The 13,162-nt window shown below is 70.4% G+C and carries 14 protein-coding genes; 8 read left to right on the forward strand and 6 right to left on the reverse strand.

The features are described 5' to 3' along the window. The first annotated feature begins 32 nt into the window (after nt 1-32). Nucleotides 33-1,373, forward strand: a complete 1,341-nt coding sequence (locus AB0I98_RS19875) for a histidine kinase (protein ID WP_362943329.1) — start codon at nt 33-35, stop codon at nt 1,371-1,373. Beyond that, a complete protein-coding gene (locus tag AB0I98_RS19880) occupies nt 1,370-2,035 on the forward strand; it encodes a response regulator transcription factor (RefSeq protein WP_210580566.1) in 666 nt (221 codons plus the stop codon). The genes AB0I98_RS19875 and AB0I98_RS19880 overlap by 4 nt, the downstream gene beginning before the upstream one ends. 70 nt (nt 2,036-2,105) lie before the next feature. Here the strand turns inward: AB0I98_RS19880 and AB0I98_RS19885 are convergent, their stop codons facing one another. After that, complete coding sequence (locus AB0I98_RS19885) at nt 2,106-3,179, reverse strand: alkene reductase (protein ID WP_362943332.1); 1,074 nt, start codon at nt 3,177-3,179, stop codon at nt 2,106-2,108. Between the two features lie 116 nt (nt 3,180-3,295). Here AB0I98_RS19885 and AB0I98_RS19890 point away from each other — a divergent pair, with 116 nt between their 5' ends. The 4 genes from AB0I98_RS19890 (at nt 3,296) to AB0I98_RS19905 (ending at nt 6,177) form a co-directional block, all read left to right on the forward strand. Continuing rightward, nucleotides 3,296-3,673, forward strand: coding sequence for a MerR family transcriptional regulator (locus AB0I98_RS19890; RefSeq protein ID WP_328360026.1), 378 nt, complete (start codon nt 3,296-3,298; stop codon nt 3,671-3,673). Between the two features lie 15 nt (nt 3,674-3,688). Further along, on the forward strand, nt 3,689-4,123 hold the full coding sequence (locus tag AB0I98_RS19895) for a VOC family protein (protein ID WP_362943335.1): 435 nt from the start codon (nt 3,689-3,691) through the stop codon (nt 4,121-4,123). A gap of 146 nt (nt 4,124-4,269) precedes the next feature. After that, the gene (locus tag AB0I98_RS19900; RefSeq protein ID WP_362943338.1) at nt 4,270-5,490 is read left to right on the forward strand and encodes a cytochrome P450; all 1,221 of its coding nucleotides are present in this window, start codon (nt 4,270-4,272) and stop codon (nt 5,488-5,490) included. Nucleotides 5,491-5,577: 87 nt separating this feature from the next. Beyond that, nucleotides 5,578-6,177, forward strand: coding sequence for a Uma2 family endonuclease (locus AB0I98_RS19905; RefSeq protein WP_362943341.1), 600 nt, complete (start codon nt 5,578-5,580; stop codon nt 6,175-6,177). 9 nt (nt 6,178-6,186) lie between these two features. Here the strand turns inward: AB0I98_RS19905 and AB0I98_RS19910 are convergent, their stop codons facing one another. After that, nucleotides 6,187-7,803, reverse strand: a complete 1,617-nt coding sequence (locus AB0I98_RS19910; RefSeq protein ID WP_362943344.1) for an ABC transporter permease — start codon at nt 7,801-7,803, stop codon at nt 6,187-6,189. Beyond that, entirely contained in the window at nt 7,800-8,720 is a 921-nt protein-coding gene (locus tag AB0I98_RS19915; protein WP_362943347.1) for an ABC transporter ATP-binding protein, read from the reverse strand. The genes AB0I98_RS19910 and AB0I98_RS19915 overlap by 4 nt, the downstream gene beginning before the upstream one ends. 74 nt (nt 8,721-8,794) lie before the next feature. On the opposite strand from AB0I98_RS19915, the gene AB0I98_RS19920 reads away from it, so the two are divergent. Next, the gene (locus AB0I98_RS19920; RefSeq protein WP_362943350.1) at nt 8,795-9,301 is read left to right on the forward strand and encodes a MarR family transcriptional regulator; all 507 of its coding nucleotides are present in this window, start codon (nt 8,795-8,797) and stop codon (nt 9,299-9,301) included. Between the two features lie 116 nt (nt 9,302-9,417). Continuing rightward, nucleotides 9,418-9,984, forward strand: a complete 567-nt coding sequence (locus tag AB0I98_RS19925; RefSeq protein ID WP_362943353.1) for a hypothetical protein — start codon at nt 9,418-9,420, stop codon at nt 9,982-9,984. A 9-nt stretch (nt 9,985-9,993) separates the two neighbouring features. Here the strand turns inward: AB0I98_RS19925 and AB0I98_RS19930 are convergent, their stop codons facing one another. The 3 genes from AB0I98_RS19930 to AB0I98_RS19940 form a co-directional block, all read right to left on the reverse strand. After that, nucleotides 9,994-11,505 (reverse strand): APC family permease, encoded by a 1,512-nt coding sequence (locus tag AB0I98_RS19930; protein ID WP_362943356.1) that lies wholly within the window; start codon nt 11,503-11,505, stop codon nt 9,994-9,996. Nucleotides 11,506-11,672: 167 nt separating this feature from the next. Further along, a complete protein-coding gene (locus tag AB0I98_RS19935) occupies nt 11,673-12,089 on the reverse strand; it encodes a DUF6086 family protein (protein ID WP_362943359.1) in 417 nt (138 codons plus the stop codon). 79 nt (nt 12,090-12,168) lie between these two features. Next, nucleotides 12,169-13,065, reverse strand: a complete 897-nt coding sequence (locus tag AB0I98_RS19940) for a diacylglycerol kinase family protein (RefSeq protein WP_362943362.1) — start codon at nt 13,063-13,065, stop codon at nt 12,169-12,171. Between the last annotated feature and the right edge of the window lie 97 nt (nt 13,066-13,162).

The raw sequence follows: 13,162 nt of genomic DNA on the forward strand, positions 1-13,162 counted from the left end.
CGGGACCCCTGTTGACCTCTACCGTCTTATACGTGACCGAGACGACCCAGACGCCGACGCCGCCGGGCGGCGAGTTCGATGCGTACAAGCCCCGCAGTCCGGAGTTCCGACTGGCCGTGGACGCCCTGCGCGGGCTGCGCCAGGACCTGATCCACGACGCGTTCGCCTACCGCCCACTGCCCCGCAGGAGCGAGGGCGGCCCGATCGTCCGGCGACTGCCCGGCCGTATCCGTGAGTACGCGGGCTGGCTGCCGCACGCCCTGATCACCGGGGCCGGGCTGATAGCACTGCTCGTCGGCACGGCCGACAGCAACCCGCTCGTGGGCCTGTGCGTGCTGGCCCCGGTCCTGCTGACCATGGCCCGTCCGGTCGGCGCGTTCTGGCTGTCCATGGCCGTGACCCCGGTCACCGCCGTGCTCGGCCAGACCGGGGACGGCTGGCCGTGGCAGCCCGGCAGCTTCACCTGCCATGTGGTGGTGCTGTACGTCGTCGCGTTGCGCACCCGGCCGCGCACGGCCGCCTGGATGTGGGTGCTGACCGCGCTGTACGGGCTGATGGCGGAGAGCGTCGGTGGCGGGCCATACGGATACAGCGGCTCGGACCTCATGCCGATGCTGTTCTTCACCGCCCTGCTCCTGCTGGGCGTCACCGTCTGGCACATCCGCCGTGAGGCCCGTCAGGAGGTGACCGCCCAGCAGACGGTGACCGCGCACGAGCGCTCCAAGCGCACGCTGCTGGAGGAGCGCACCACGATCGCCCGGGAGCTGCACGACGTGGTCGCCCACCACATGTCGGTCGTCGCCATCCAGGCGGAGGCCGCACCCTACCGGGTGGAGAACCCGCCGCCGGAGCTGGAGCGCGCCTTCGCCACCATCAGGGAGAACGCGGTGGCGGCCCTCACCGAACTCCGCCGCGTCCTGGGCGTCGTCCGGGCAGAGGGCTACGAGGCCCCGGACGCCCCGCAGCCCACCCTCGGCGACCTCGACGCACTGCTGGCGAACGTGCGGGACACGGGCCTGAGCGTGGAGAAAACGGTGATCGGCGCGGTGCGCGAACTCCCGCAGGGCGTCGAGCTGTCGGCGTACCGAATAGTCCAGGAGGCACTGAGCAACACACTCAGACACGCCCCCGGCGCGAGCGCCCGCGTAGAGATCGCCTACGTCCTCGGCGGCCTCGGCCTGCGCATAGTCAACGGCCCGCCGCCCGCCCCCGCCCTCGTCAAGCCCTCACCCGGCGCAGGCCACGGCATCACCGGCATGCGGGAGCGCGTCTCCATGCTGAACGGCGAGATGACGGCGACCCGCACGGACGACGGCGGCTATGAGGTGTCAGTGTTCCTGCCGGTCACCGCGGTGATCGAAGGTGACGCATGACCATCCGTGTGCTGATCGCGGACGACCAGATGATGGTCCGCGAGGGCTTCTCGGTCCTGCTGAACGCGATGCCGGACATCGAGGTCGTCGGCGAGGCAGTCAACGGAAGGGAGGCGGTGGACCGCGTCCGCGAACTCTCCCCGGACGTCGTGCTGATGGACATCCGCATGCCCGAGCTGAACGGCATCGAGGCGACCCGGGAGATCGTCGCGGCGGACGACGCGGCGAAGGTGCTGGTGCTGACGACCTTCGACCTGGACGAATACGTCTACCAGGCGCTGCGGGCAGGAGCCTCCGGCTTCCTCCTCAAGGACGCGTCGGCCCGCCAACTCGCCGACGGCGTACGGGTGGTGGCGTCCGGTGAGGCCCTCCTCGCCCCCTCCGTCACCAAGCGCCTGATCACCGAGTTCTCCAAGCTGTCGGAGGCCCCGCGCGCCATGTCCACCGCCCACGCGGCGTACGGCGAACTGACCGAACGGGAGACGGAGGTCCTGGTCCTGATCGCGCAGGGCCTGTCGAACGCGGAGATCGCCGAGCGCCTGGTGGTGGCGGAGTCGACCATCAAGACCCACGTCAGCCGGATCCTGGTAAAGCTCGGCCTCAGGGACCGCACACAGGCAGCGGTGTTCGCGTACGAGGCGCGGCTGGTGACGCCGGGCTAGGCGGTGCCGGCTTCGCCTGAGCCGGCCGCGGGAACGGCCGGCGGCGCCTTCGGCCCAGCGCCGGGGGGCGTCAGACCGCGTGCTGATACGCCGGGTAGGTCAGGTATCCCGAGTCACCGCCCTGGTAGTAGGTGGCCTCGTCGACGGGGGCGATCGGGAGGCCGGTGCGCAGCCGTTCGACCAGGTCGGGGTTGGCGATGAAAGCGCGGCCGAAGCTGATGAGTTCGGCGCCCAGCCCGAGCCAGCGGTCGGCCTCGGTCCGGCCGGTCTGCTTGGGCCCCATCGGAAGCACCGGATTCATGATGAGGGTGCCGGGCCACGCGCGGCGCAGACCGACCAATACGTCTTCATCGGCGGTGGCCTCGAGATGGATGTAGGCCAGCTCCAGGCGGGCCAGCTCGGGCAGCAACTCGGCGTAGAGATCGGCGACATCGGTCTCCTCGACTCCCCAGAAGGTCCCGCCCGGGGAGAGGCGGATGCCGGTCCTGGCCGCGCCGACGGCCTCGACGGTCGCCGATACCGCCTCGACGGCGAACCGGATCCGGTTGGCCGTCGAGCCTCCGTAGCGGTCCGTGCGCAGGTTGGCGTTGGTGGAGAGGAACTGGGAGATCAGGTAGCCGTTGGCGCCGTGCAGCTCGACACCGTCGAAGCCGGCGTCGATGGCGCGGCGAGCGGCCCGGGCGTACGACTGGGCGTGCTCGGGCACCTCGGCGGTCGTCAAGGCGCGCGGCATCGGCGCGGGCTGGGGCCCGGTCGGGGTGAACACGTCGCCGACGGCGGGGACGGCCGAGGGCCCGACTGGCTGCATCCCGGTGGTGTCGGGATGGGAGACCCGTCCGCCGTGCATGAGCTGGGCGAAGAGCCGTCCGCCGTTGGCGTGCACGGCGGCGGTCACCTGGCGCCACGCGGTGACCTGTTCATCGGTGTGCAGTCCCGGGGTGCCCGGATTGGACTGTCCGATCAGGCTCGGCTGCACGCCCTCGGTCACGATCAGCCCGGCCGTCGCACGCTGGGCGTAGTAGGACGCCATCGAGGGCGTCGCCAGACCGCCGGCAGCGGCGCGGACCCGCGACATCGGGGCCATCACCACCCGGTTGGGCAACGTCAGGTCACCGAGCTGATGGCGGTCGAAAAGGGTCGTCACGTCAGGACTCCATCGTGATCTGCGGTACCCGGGTCTCGGGCACGGCAGTTACGCTAAAACCTCACATCCATGTGAGAGGCAAGACTTGTGTCGCAGGTCACAGCCGGGAGGACGGCATGCGCATCGGGGAGCTCGCGTCACGGGCCGGAGTCAGCGTCCGGTCCCTGCGGTACTACGAAGAACAGGGACTGCTCGCCAGCGTCCGCAGTCCCAGCGGGCAGCGGCACTACACCGAGGATCACGTCGACCGGGTCATGTTCATCCAGCGGTTGTACGCCGCGGGCCTGTCCAGCCGCACCATCGCGGAACTGCTCCCGTGCCGCTATGCGCCCAGCGAGAAGAACTCCGACGCCGCGCTGGAGCGGATGGCCCAGGAGCGCGACCGGCTCTCCGAGCACATCGCGGACCTCGCCCGCACCCGGGACGCACTGGACGGGCTGATCGTCACCGCCCGAGCGCATCGAGAGAGACTGCGGGCACCCTTGGCCGGCTGAACGTACCGTGAGGGCATGGAACAGCGCATCACGTTGATCACGCTGGGTGTTTCCGATCTCGCCCGGGCCAAGGCCTTCTACGAGGCCCTGGGCTGGCGGGGCCAGGAGGTCGAGGAGACGGTCTTCTTCCAGGCCGGCGGCCTCGGACTGGTCCTGTGGAGCCGGGACAAGCTGGCGCGCGACTGCGGGCTGGAGCCGGGGCCGAGCGCCGGTTTCGGCGGAATCGCGCTCGCGCACAACGTCCGCTCCGACGCGGAGGTAGACGCGCTACTCGGAGCGGTGGAGCGGTCCGGCGGCACGATCACCAAGCCCGCCGCCGTGAACCCCATCGGCTTCTACTCCGGCGCCTTCATCGACCCGGACGGCCACGCCTGGGAAGTCGCCCACAACCCCGGCTTCCCCCTGGCCGAGGACGGCTCGCTCACCCTCCCGGATTTCGGCGGTAAGTGAGAGGCGCCGGTCAGTGGGGGACTGAAGTCGACGGCGGTTCGGCAGCGCCCCGAAGGGGCGCGGGGAACTGCGCGACCAGCCACAACGGACCCGCAGACGAACGACGACTGTTGCGGCCCGTCCCGCGAAGCGCTTAGCGTCCGTTCATGCCAGCTGCTTCCGACCTCGCCTTCGACCCATGGGACCCGGCGTTCCTCGCCGACCCGTACCCCGCCTACGCCGAGCTGCGTGCGCGGGGCCGGGTGATCCGTTACGAGCCCACCGACCAGTGGCTGGTCCCGCACCACGCGGACGTCTCGGCGCTGCTGCGGGACCGGCGGCTGGGCCGCACGTACCAGCACCGCTTCACGCACGAGGACTTCGGGCGGACGGCGCCACCGCCGGAGCACGAGCCGTTCCATGTGCTGAACGACCACGGGATGCTGGACCTCGAACCCCCGGACCACACCCGGATCCGGCGCCTGGTGTCGAAGGCGTTCACACCGCGTACGGTCGAGCAGCTCAAGCCGTATGTGGCCAACCTCGCCGGAGAGCTGGTCGACGCGCTGGTGGAGCGCGGCGGCGGTGATCTGCTCGCGGACGTGGCCGAGCCGCTCCCCGTGGCCGTCATCGCCGAGATGCTGGGCATCCCGGAGTCGGACCGTGCCCCGCTGCGGCCCTGGTCGGCGGACATCTGCGGGATGTACGAGCTGAACCCGTCCCAGGAGACGGCGGCGAAGGCGGTGCGGGCGTCGGTCGAGTTCACGGAGTACCTGCGCGAACTGATCGCGGCCCGCCGCAAGGAGCCCCGCGACGACCTGATCTCCGGGCTCATCGAGGCCCACGACGAGGGCGACCGCCTCACCGAACAGGAGATGATCTCGACCGCCGTCCTCCTCCTGAACGCCGGCCACGAGGCGACGGTGAACGCCACGGTCAACGGCTGGTGGGCCCTGTTCCGCAACCCCGGCCAGCTGGCGGGCCTCCGAGCCGACCACTCCCTCGTCCCGACCGCCATCGAAGAACTGATGCGCTACGACACCCCGCTCCAGCTCTTCGAACGCTGGGTCCTGGACGAGATCGAGATCGACGGCACGACGATTCCCAGGGGCGCGGAGATCGCCATGCTCTTCGGCTCCGCCAACCACGACCCCGAGGTCTTCTCCGCCCCCGACCACCTCGACCTCACCCGCAAGGACAACCCCCACATCTCCTTCAGCGCCGGCATCCACTACTGCATCGGCGCACCGCTGGCCCGTATCGAACTGGCGGCATCCATGACGGCGTTGCTGGAGAAGGCGCCGACGCTGCGTCTCGCGGCGGAGCCGGAGCGGAAGCCGAACTTTGTGATCCGGGGGCTGGAGGGGCTGAGCGTGGAGATCGGCTGATCACCCGTTCGGATGATCATCGAGTGAAGCCGGTCGGCGTTCACGGGCCAGCGGTCACGCTGGTGTCTGCCTGCGAAGGGAGGCACCATGACGGTTATGGCAGAGCGCGCGTTGCAGACGCCCCAGATGTCGGTGGAAGACTTCGAGAGGATCGCCGCGTTCGCGGCCAAGGAGACCGACGACACCGTCAGGTTGGAGTTCATCAACGGACGGATCGGGGTCAAGATGTCGGGCGATGGCGATCACAACAGCGTTGTCGCGTGGCTGAGCAAGCGCTGCATGCGGGCGAGGCCTGATCTGGATGTGTACCAAGGGCAAGGGCTGATCGTGGAGAAGTACCGCGAGGGCCGGGCCATTCCCGATGCGGTGATCGCGCCCGAGGGCCACTTCGCCGGGCATGGTCAGTGGGCCGATGCGAGCGGTGTGCTCCTGGTACTCGAGGTCACGTCCTTCGACTCCGACATCGACCGGCGCGACCGCCAGGAGAAGCCCGATGCCTATGGTGCCGCAGGCATCCCGTTCTACCTGTTGATCGACCGGGACGCGGGCACGGTCAAACTCTTCAGCGATCCGGAACAGGTCGGGTACGGCAACTGCCGCAGAGTGCATTTCGGGAACCCGCTTGTACTCCCCGAGCCCCTCGGCATCGAACTCGACACCGAGAAGCTCAAGCAGTACGTCGACTGACTCCCACCGTCACGTACTCATGTCCCGCCGGCGCAACCCCGTCAGCCCCCCAGCCACCAGCATCCCCGCGACCCCCGCAAGGACCCCCACCGGCCCCCAAGCCATCTCCCCACCCGGCAGCTTCGGCAGATGACCGAACGGCGAGATGTCCAGCACCGTCTGCGGCAGATCCAGTGCGGGACCGATCCACCCCAGGAAGAGCACGACCCCCGCCGCACCCCACGCGGCCGGAGCCACCTGCGGGGACAGCCCGTACAGCAGGACCGCCAGTCCGCCCAGTGCCCAGACCGCCGGGACCTGGACCAGGCAGGCCCCGAGGATGGGGCCGAACTCGGCGCCGTAGCCGAGGCCGAGGCCCAGCCCGGCCAGGAGCATCAGCAGCACCGTCCCGCCGAACGCGACGACCAGGTGCCCGGCGGCCCACCGCAGCCGTCCGACCGCGCCCGCCAGTACCGGCTCGGCCCGCTGGGAGGTCTCCTCGCCGTGCAGGCGGAGCACGGAGGAGACGATGTACAGCGCGGCGACCAGGCCGAACATGCCGACCATGGTGGCCAGGAACGCGTCCGTGATGCCGGACTGGCCGCCCATCCGCTCGATGATCTCGCGGGTGTTGTCGTTGTCGCCGACCAGGTCAGCCGCCCCCTTGGTGACCCCGCCGAACGCGGCCCCGCCCGCGAGGAACCCGAGTCCCCAGCCGAGCACGCTGCCCCGCTGCAGCCGCCAGGCCAGCGCGCCCGCCGTGCCCAGCCGCCCCTCGGCCGGCCCGGGCCGGGTCGGTACGAAGCCGCTGCCGACGTCACGCCGCCCGGCGAGTTCGTACGCTACGGCCCCCTGGATCACCGTCGCGGCGGCGAACAGCAGCAGCACCCACCACCGTTCGCCGGCGAAGGCCCGCAGGTTCTCCAGCCAGCCGATCGGCGAGATCCAGGTGAGCGCCGAGGACCCGTCCGTCGTGGCCGAGTCACCCGCCGCCCGCAGTACGAACGCCGCCCCGATCAGCCCGCCGGTCAGCCCCTTCGCGAGCCGCCCGCTCTCGGTGAGCTGCGCGACGATCGCCGCCATCGTGGCGAACACCATCCCGACGCCCGCGATACCGAGCCCGAACGCCAGCGCCCCGGACCCGCCCTGTCCGGCGAGGCCGCCCGCGACCAGCAGCGCGACCACGCCGTTGGCGACGAGCGCGGTCAGCAGGGCCGCCGTCAGCGGGGCACGCCGGCCCACCATCGCCGACGAGACGAGTTCCTGGCGCCCGCTCTCCTCCTCGTCACGGGTGTGCCGTACGACGATGATCAGGCTCATGATCCCGGCGAGTACGGCCGCGTAGACACCGATGCGCCAGGCGGTGAGGCCGCCGAGCGAGTCGTCGAAGAGCGGGCCGTACATCGCGCGCAGCGAGTTGTTCGTCAGCATCTGCTGGGCGATGTCGGCGCGTTCGGCGGGCGTGGAGTAGACGGTCTTGAGCGAGTTCGGCATGGAGACGACCATCAACGCCGTCACGGCCACCCAGACCGGGACGGTGACGCGGTCGCGCCGCAGGTTGAACCTCAACAGGGCGCTGGTGCCCGCCAGTTGGCGCTTTCCGCCGACCCTCGGCGCGAAGCGGCGGTCGGCAACGAGTGTGGTCATCGGGCCGCCGCCTCTTCACTCGTGACGTCCGTGACGTCGTCCTGGTAGTGGCGGAGGAACAGTTCCTCCAGCGTGGGCGGCGTCGAGGTCAGGGACCGTACGCCCGACTCGCTCAGCGAGCGCAGTACGGCGTCCAGCTTGTCGGTGTCGACCTGGAGCCTGACCCGCCGTCCCTGTACGTCGAGGTCGTGGACGCCCGGGAGGTGGGACAACCCGTTGGGGGTGCCCGCGAGTTCGGCCGTCACGCTCGTCCGCGTCAGATGCCGCAGATCGGCGAGCGAGCCGCTCTCCACGGTCTGTCCCTTGCGGATGATGCTCACCCGGTCACACAACTCCTCGACCTCGCTCAGGATGTGCGAGGACAGCAGGACGGTCCGGCCGCGCTCCCGCTCCTCCTCCACACACCGCTGGAAGACCTCCTCCATCAGCGGGTCGAGCCCCGAGGTCGGCTCGTCCAGGATCAGCAGGTCGACGTCCGAGGCGAACGCGGCGACCAGGGCGACCTTCTGCCGATTGCCCTTCGAGTACGTCCGTCCCTTCTTCGTCGGGTCCAGTTCGAACCGTTCGATCAGGTCGGCGCGGCGCTGCTTGTCGAGGCCGCCGCGGAGCTTGCCGTAGAGGTCGATGACCTCGCCGCCGGAGAGGTTGCGCCACAGGGTCACGTCGCCGGGGACGTACGCGATCCGGCGGTGCACCTCCACCGCGTCCGCCCACGGATCGCGGCCGAGCACCTGCGCGGCGCCCGCGTCGGCGCGGAGCAGGCCGAGCAGGACGCGGATGGTGGTGGACTTGCCGGCGCCGTTGGGGCCCAGGAAGCCGTGGACCTCACCGGTCTCGACGTCCAGGTCGAGACCGTCGAGGGCATGGGTCTTGCCGAACGACTTGTGCAGTCCGGAGACGGTGATTGCCTTGGTCATGTTTCAGAACGTACGCTTCTTTCAGAAATTTGTGAAGTTAAGGAAGCGTTAAAACCCCCGATAGGATGTTGACCATGACGGGATCAACGGAATCAGTGGAGGGTGGTCGCGACGCGGAAGCCGTGTCGAAGTTCGTCGAGTCCTTCGCGGCGCAGCTCGTCGAGGCCGGGATGCAGCGCATGCCCGCCCGGGTCTTCGCGGCGCTGCTCTCCTCCGACTCGGGGGCGATGACCTCCGCCGAACTGGGCGAACAGCTGCAGATCAGCCCCGCCGCGGTCTCCGGCGCGGTCCGCTACCTGGCCCAGACGCACATGGTGTCGCGCGAGCGGGAGCCCGGTTCGCGCCGCGAGCGCTACCGGGTGCACGGCGACCAGTGGTACGAGGCCCTGACCAACCGCGAGGCCATCATCAAGCGCTGGGAAGCTGCCCTGCGCGAAGGCGTCAACAGCCTCGGCGTCGACACGCCGGCCGGCCGGCGCATGGCCGAGACGCTCGCCTTCTTCGAGTTCATCGAGGGCGAGATCCTGGCCATGATGGAGCGCTGGCGGGTGCACCGCGAGAAGACGTTCGGCCAGGGGTGACGCACGGCGCGCGGACCGAAGCTCCGGGGAGTGCGCGGTTCGCCTCTGTTCCCGGTGAGCAGGCGCCTCGTACACTCGGGTTGCGTGCTCAACTCCGTTGCGGGACAGGGGGATTCGTGCCGGACAGCAGTTCCGGGCCCATCGCGCCGACCACCGCGGCCGACGCGCGGCTGGCAGCCCTGCGTGCCGAGGTCGACAAGGTCATCAGCGAGGCGCAGATCGGTGCCCGGCGCGCGCAGCGCCGCGCCAAGCTGTGGCATGCGACGTACCTCGGCCTCGGCTTTCCCGGCGCCGTGCTGGCTGGCATCTCGGGCTCCGTCGGGCTGGCCTCCGCCGGCGCGCGCGTGCCGGCGGCCGTCCTCGCCCTGCTGGCGGCCGGGTTCTCGGCGGGTTCGACCTTCCTGCGCGCCGACGCACGGCACTCCACGAACCTGCGCAGGCGCTACGCCTGGCAGAACCTCGAGTGGCGAGCGCGGCTGGTCAGGGCGTACGACGCGCACGAGAGCGCGGAGCACCTGTATGCCGCGCTCCTGGAGCTCTACGAAGTCCGGTCGACCGTTCCCTCCAGCGCGCTGGTCCTGGTGGAGTCGCAGCCGTCGCCCGCCTTCCAGCCGCCGGTCCCCCCGGCGAGCCAGCCGCCCGTGATCCAGCCCGCACCGGCTCCTGCCGACCCCGGCGCCTGATCCGAAGCGCTACCGCTCCTTCGTCTCCTCCAGCACCGTCCGCCCCAGCAGCGCGTACCGCTCCGGCGACCGGCGCTTGAGGTACTGGGCACAGCCGACGCCCGCCACGGCGATCAGTGCGACCAGCCAGGGGGTCGCCCTCAGCACCAGCGAACCGGACTCGGGCCCGGCCGCCACGCCCATGTTGGACACCAGCAGCACCACTACGGCGAGCATCGCGACGCCGCCGACGAGCGGGGCGGTGAAGGTGCGGAACCAGTGGCGGCTCTCGGGGTGGTGGGAGCGGAAGTACCACAGCACCGCGAACGAGCACACCGCCTGGACGACGAGGATCGCCATCGTGCCGAGGATGGCGAGCAGGACGTACGTACCGGTGTACGGGTCCTTGCCCGCGATCCAGAACGCGGCGAGCAGCACGCCGCTGACCACCGTCTGGACGAGGCCCGCGATGTGCGGGGAGCCGTGCCGGGCGTGGGTGCGGCCGATGGTGTTCTTCAGGGACGGCAGGACACCCTCGCGGCCCAGCGCGTACATGTAGCGGGCGGCGCAGTTGTGGAAGGCCATGCCGCAGGCCAGCGAGCCGGTGATCATCAGCCACTGCATGACGACGACCGCCCAGTGGCCGACGTACTGCTCGGTGGGGTTGAAGAACATGGCGAGCGGATTCGCGGACGAGGCCGCCGCCACGGCTTCCTTCTCGCCGTTGCCCGTGATGGCCATCCAGGAGACGAACACGTAGAAGACGCCGACACCGAGGACCGAGATCATCGTCGCCTTGGGGATGATCTTCTTCGGGTCGCGGGACTCCTCGCCGTACATCGCGGTCGACTCGAAGCCGACCCACGACCAGAAGGCGAAGAAGAGGCCGAGGCCGGCGCTGGTGCCCTGGAAGGCGTTGACCGGGTTGACGGGGCCGAAGGTGAAGCCGTCGGGACCGCCGCCGTGCAGGGCGACCGAGATCGCCATCGCGGCGAGGATCGTCACCTCGGTGGCCAGCAGCACGACCAGCAGTTTCTCCGCGACGGACACCCCGAACCAGGTACCCATCGCGTTGATCGCGAGCATCAGGATCGCGAACGCCCACCAGGGCACGCTCAGTCCCGTCTGGTCCTCCAGGGTCGTCGTCGCGAAGGTCGAGAAGATGCCGATCAGCGCCGGCTCGAAGACGACGTACGCGAACGTCGCGAGCAGTCCCGAGGCGAGACCGACGGAGCGGCCGAGGCCGTAGGAGATGAAGCCGTAGAAGGCGCCCGTCGAGGTGATGTGCTTCGCCATCGAGGTGAAGCCGACGGAAAAGATTGCCAGTACGACCATTGCGACGAGGTAGCTCGCCGGGGCGCCGATGCCATTGCCGGACGAGACCATGAAGGGCACATTGCCCGTCATCGCGGTGATCGGCGCGGCGGTCGCGACCGCCATGAAGACCACGCCGAGCAGGCCCACGGCGTTGGGCTTCAGCCGGTGAACCGTACCCGCCCCGCCGCTCGTCTCCTCGGAGGCGACGCCCTCCTGTACCGCCATCGCGCGACCCCTTCCGGCCTCGTCCGGCGCGTGACGCCGCGCCCTGATGGAGGAGGATGCTGCACGAACGATGAGTCGCTCAAGGGGTACGACCGGTTAAATGTTTGTCAACCAGACCTTTAGAGGGCCGTCGAAGGGGCCGTCGAAGGCGTTGCCTGGAGCGCGGGTCAGCGGGCCATGGCTCGGTCCAGTTCCCGGGCCCGTGCGCGAGCCGCTCCCGCCCAGTCCTGCTGTGGAGGCGCCGGTACCTGGATGTCCGTCCGGCCCTCGAGGCCGACGCGGGGTTCCGGCCAGCGCACGTCGACGCGGGCCCGGTCGGCCAGGGCCAGCACCGTGGCGATGAAACCGGCGGCGAGCGCGTCGATGATGCGGTGCTGCGTCCGGTCGCGCCAGGTCAGCAGGGCGGTCACGAACGTCTCAAAGGCGGCCGGATCGACCTGGCACTCGTCGTTCTCCATCGGGCCGATGCCCGACGGGATGCCCAGCAGGTCCTCGTACAGCCTCACCTGCCGCACGAACAGCTGAGCGGCCCCGTTCGACGGGTTCCACAGGGTCTCTTCGCCCATGTCGAAGTACTGGCTCATGGCAGGCCTCCTGGCTGTCGACCGGGTGGATCTCGGCCGGAGGCACATTAGCCGCGGCACAGGGGAGCAGGCACCCGGATTACCCGCGCCCCGTCCCCGTCCCCGTCCCCGTCACCGGCAACGTCAGCCCCCACGCCCCCTCCAGCACCGTCCACGTCCGTGTCCGTACCGGACCGCTCACCACCGCGTCCGCCCGGTACCGGAAGTCCGCACCGGACACCGTCACCGCGCGCCCGACCGCACGCAACGGCGACGCCTCCGCGCCCACCGAAGCGGGCCGTACCTCGACCTCGGCCGACCCCGCACGGCCCGGCATGACGGACACGGCCTCCACCGGCTGGTCGAGATCCACGAGCGTCACCCCGTCGACCTCCACGCGCAGCCGCGCGGGCCCGGCGGTGGGGGCGGACGGGATCGTCCGGCCGGGGCGGGTGGCCAGGGTCCGTACGAAGGACTGGCAGGTCCGCAGCCAGGGATGCACGGAGGACATGGCCGACGCCCCCGCCGGATGATCCCGGGGCTCCCGCAGGGCAAGCGGCGGAATCCGCAGCGCGCCGAGCACCACACCGTCGCTGTCGTCGACGAGCAGATCCAGCCGCCGCTCCGCCCCGTCCAGCACGGCCCGCGCCGCCGCCACCGCCCCCGTGGGCACCCCGAGCGACCGGGCCAGCGAGAGCACACCGCCCACCGGAACCACCGACAGCGCACATCCGCCCAGCTCCCGCTGCCGGTGCAGCAGGGACACCGCCCGCAGCAGCGCCCGGTCGTCCCCGACGACCACGGGCCGCCGCGACCCCCGCCGCGCCAGCGCCCGGGCGAATTCCTCCGGCCCTTCCGGCAGACACACCTTGGTCGCGGCGCCCGCGCTGAGCACGTCTTTCGCGATCCGTACGGACTCTCCGTCCGTCCGACGGGCGATCGGGTCGACCACCACCAGCAGCTGTGCGGACGTCGGAGAAGTCGCCACCTCGGTCATGCCTCGCTTCCTCGGGTAGCATCTTTGTGCAAGAGCCCCTTGCGCTATTGCGCCAGGGGCTTCGTCTATTCCGGGGCATCCGGTCCGACGGTTGCGG

Origin of the sequence: Streptomyces sp. NPDC050211 (assembly GCF_040656035.1) — a bacterium.
Lineage (GTDB): Bacteria > Actinomycetota > Actinomycetes > Streptomycetales > Streptomycetaceae > Streptomyces.

What these genes read in the sequence shown, in the direction of transcription:
- AB0I98_RS19890 (WP_328360026.1), top strand. Translation starts at nt 3,296, where the DNA reads ATGCGCATCGGGGAGCTCGCGTCACGGGCCGGAGTCAGCGTCCGGTCC.
- AB0I98_RS19910 (WP_362943344.1), bottom strand. Translation starts at nt 7,803, where the DNA reads ATGACCACACTCGTTGCCGACCGCCGCTTCGCGCCGAGGGTCGGCGGA.
- AB0I98_RS19895 (WP_362943335.1), top strand. Translation starts at nt 3,689, where the DNA reads ATGGAACAGCGCATCACGTTGATCACGCTGGGTGTTTCCGATCTCGCC.
- AB0I98_RS19900 (WP_362943338.1), top strand. Translation starts at nt 4,270, where the DNA reads ATGCCAGCTGCTTCCGACCTCGCCTTCGACCCATGGGACCCGGCGTTC.
- AB0I98_RS19880 (WP_210580566.1), top strand. Translation starts at nt 1,370, where the DNA reads ATGACCATCCGTGTGCTGATCGCGGACGACCAGATGATGGTCCGCGAG.
- AB0I98_RS19935 (WP_362943359.1), bottom strand. Translation starts at nt 12,089, where the DNA reads ATGAGCCAGTACTTCGACATGGGCGAAGAGACCCTGTGGAACCCGTCG.
- AB0I98_RS19905 (WP_362943341.1), top strand. Translation starts at nt 5,578, where the DNA reads ATGACGGTTATGGCAGAGCGCGCGTTGCAGACGCCCCAGATGTCGGTG.
- AB0I98_RS19930 (WP_362943356.1), bottom strand. Translation starts at nt 11,505, where the DNA reads ATGGCGGTACAGGAGGGCGTCGCCTCCGAGGAGACGAGCGGCGGGGCG.
- AB0I98_RS19920 (WP_362943350.1), top strand. Translation starts at nt 8,795, where the DNA reads ATGACGGGATCAACGGAATCAGTGGAGGGTGGTCGCGACGCGGAAGCC.
- AB0I98_RS19915 (WP_362943347.1), bottom strand. Translation starts at nt 8,720, where the DNA reads ATGACCAAGGCAATCACCGTCTCCGGACTGCACAAGTCGTTCGGCAAG.
- AB0I98_RS19940 (WP_362943362.1), bottom strand. Translation starts at nt 13,065, where the DNA reads ATGACCGAGGTGGCGACTTCTCCGACGTCCGCACAGCTGCTGGTGGTG.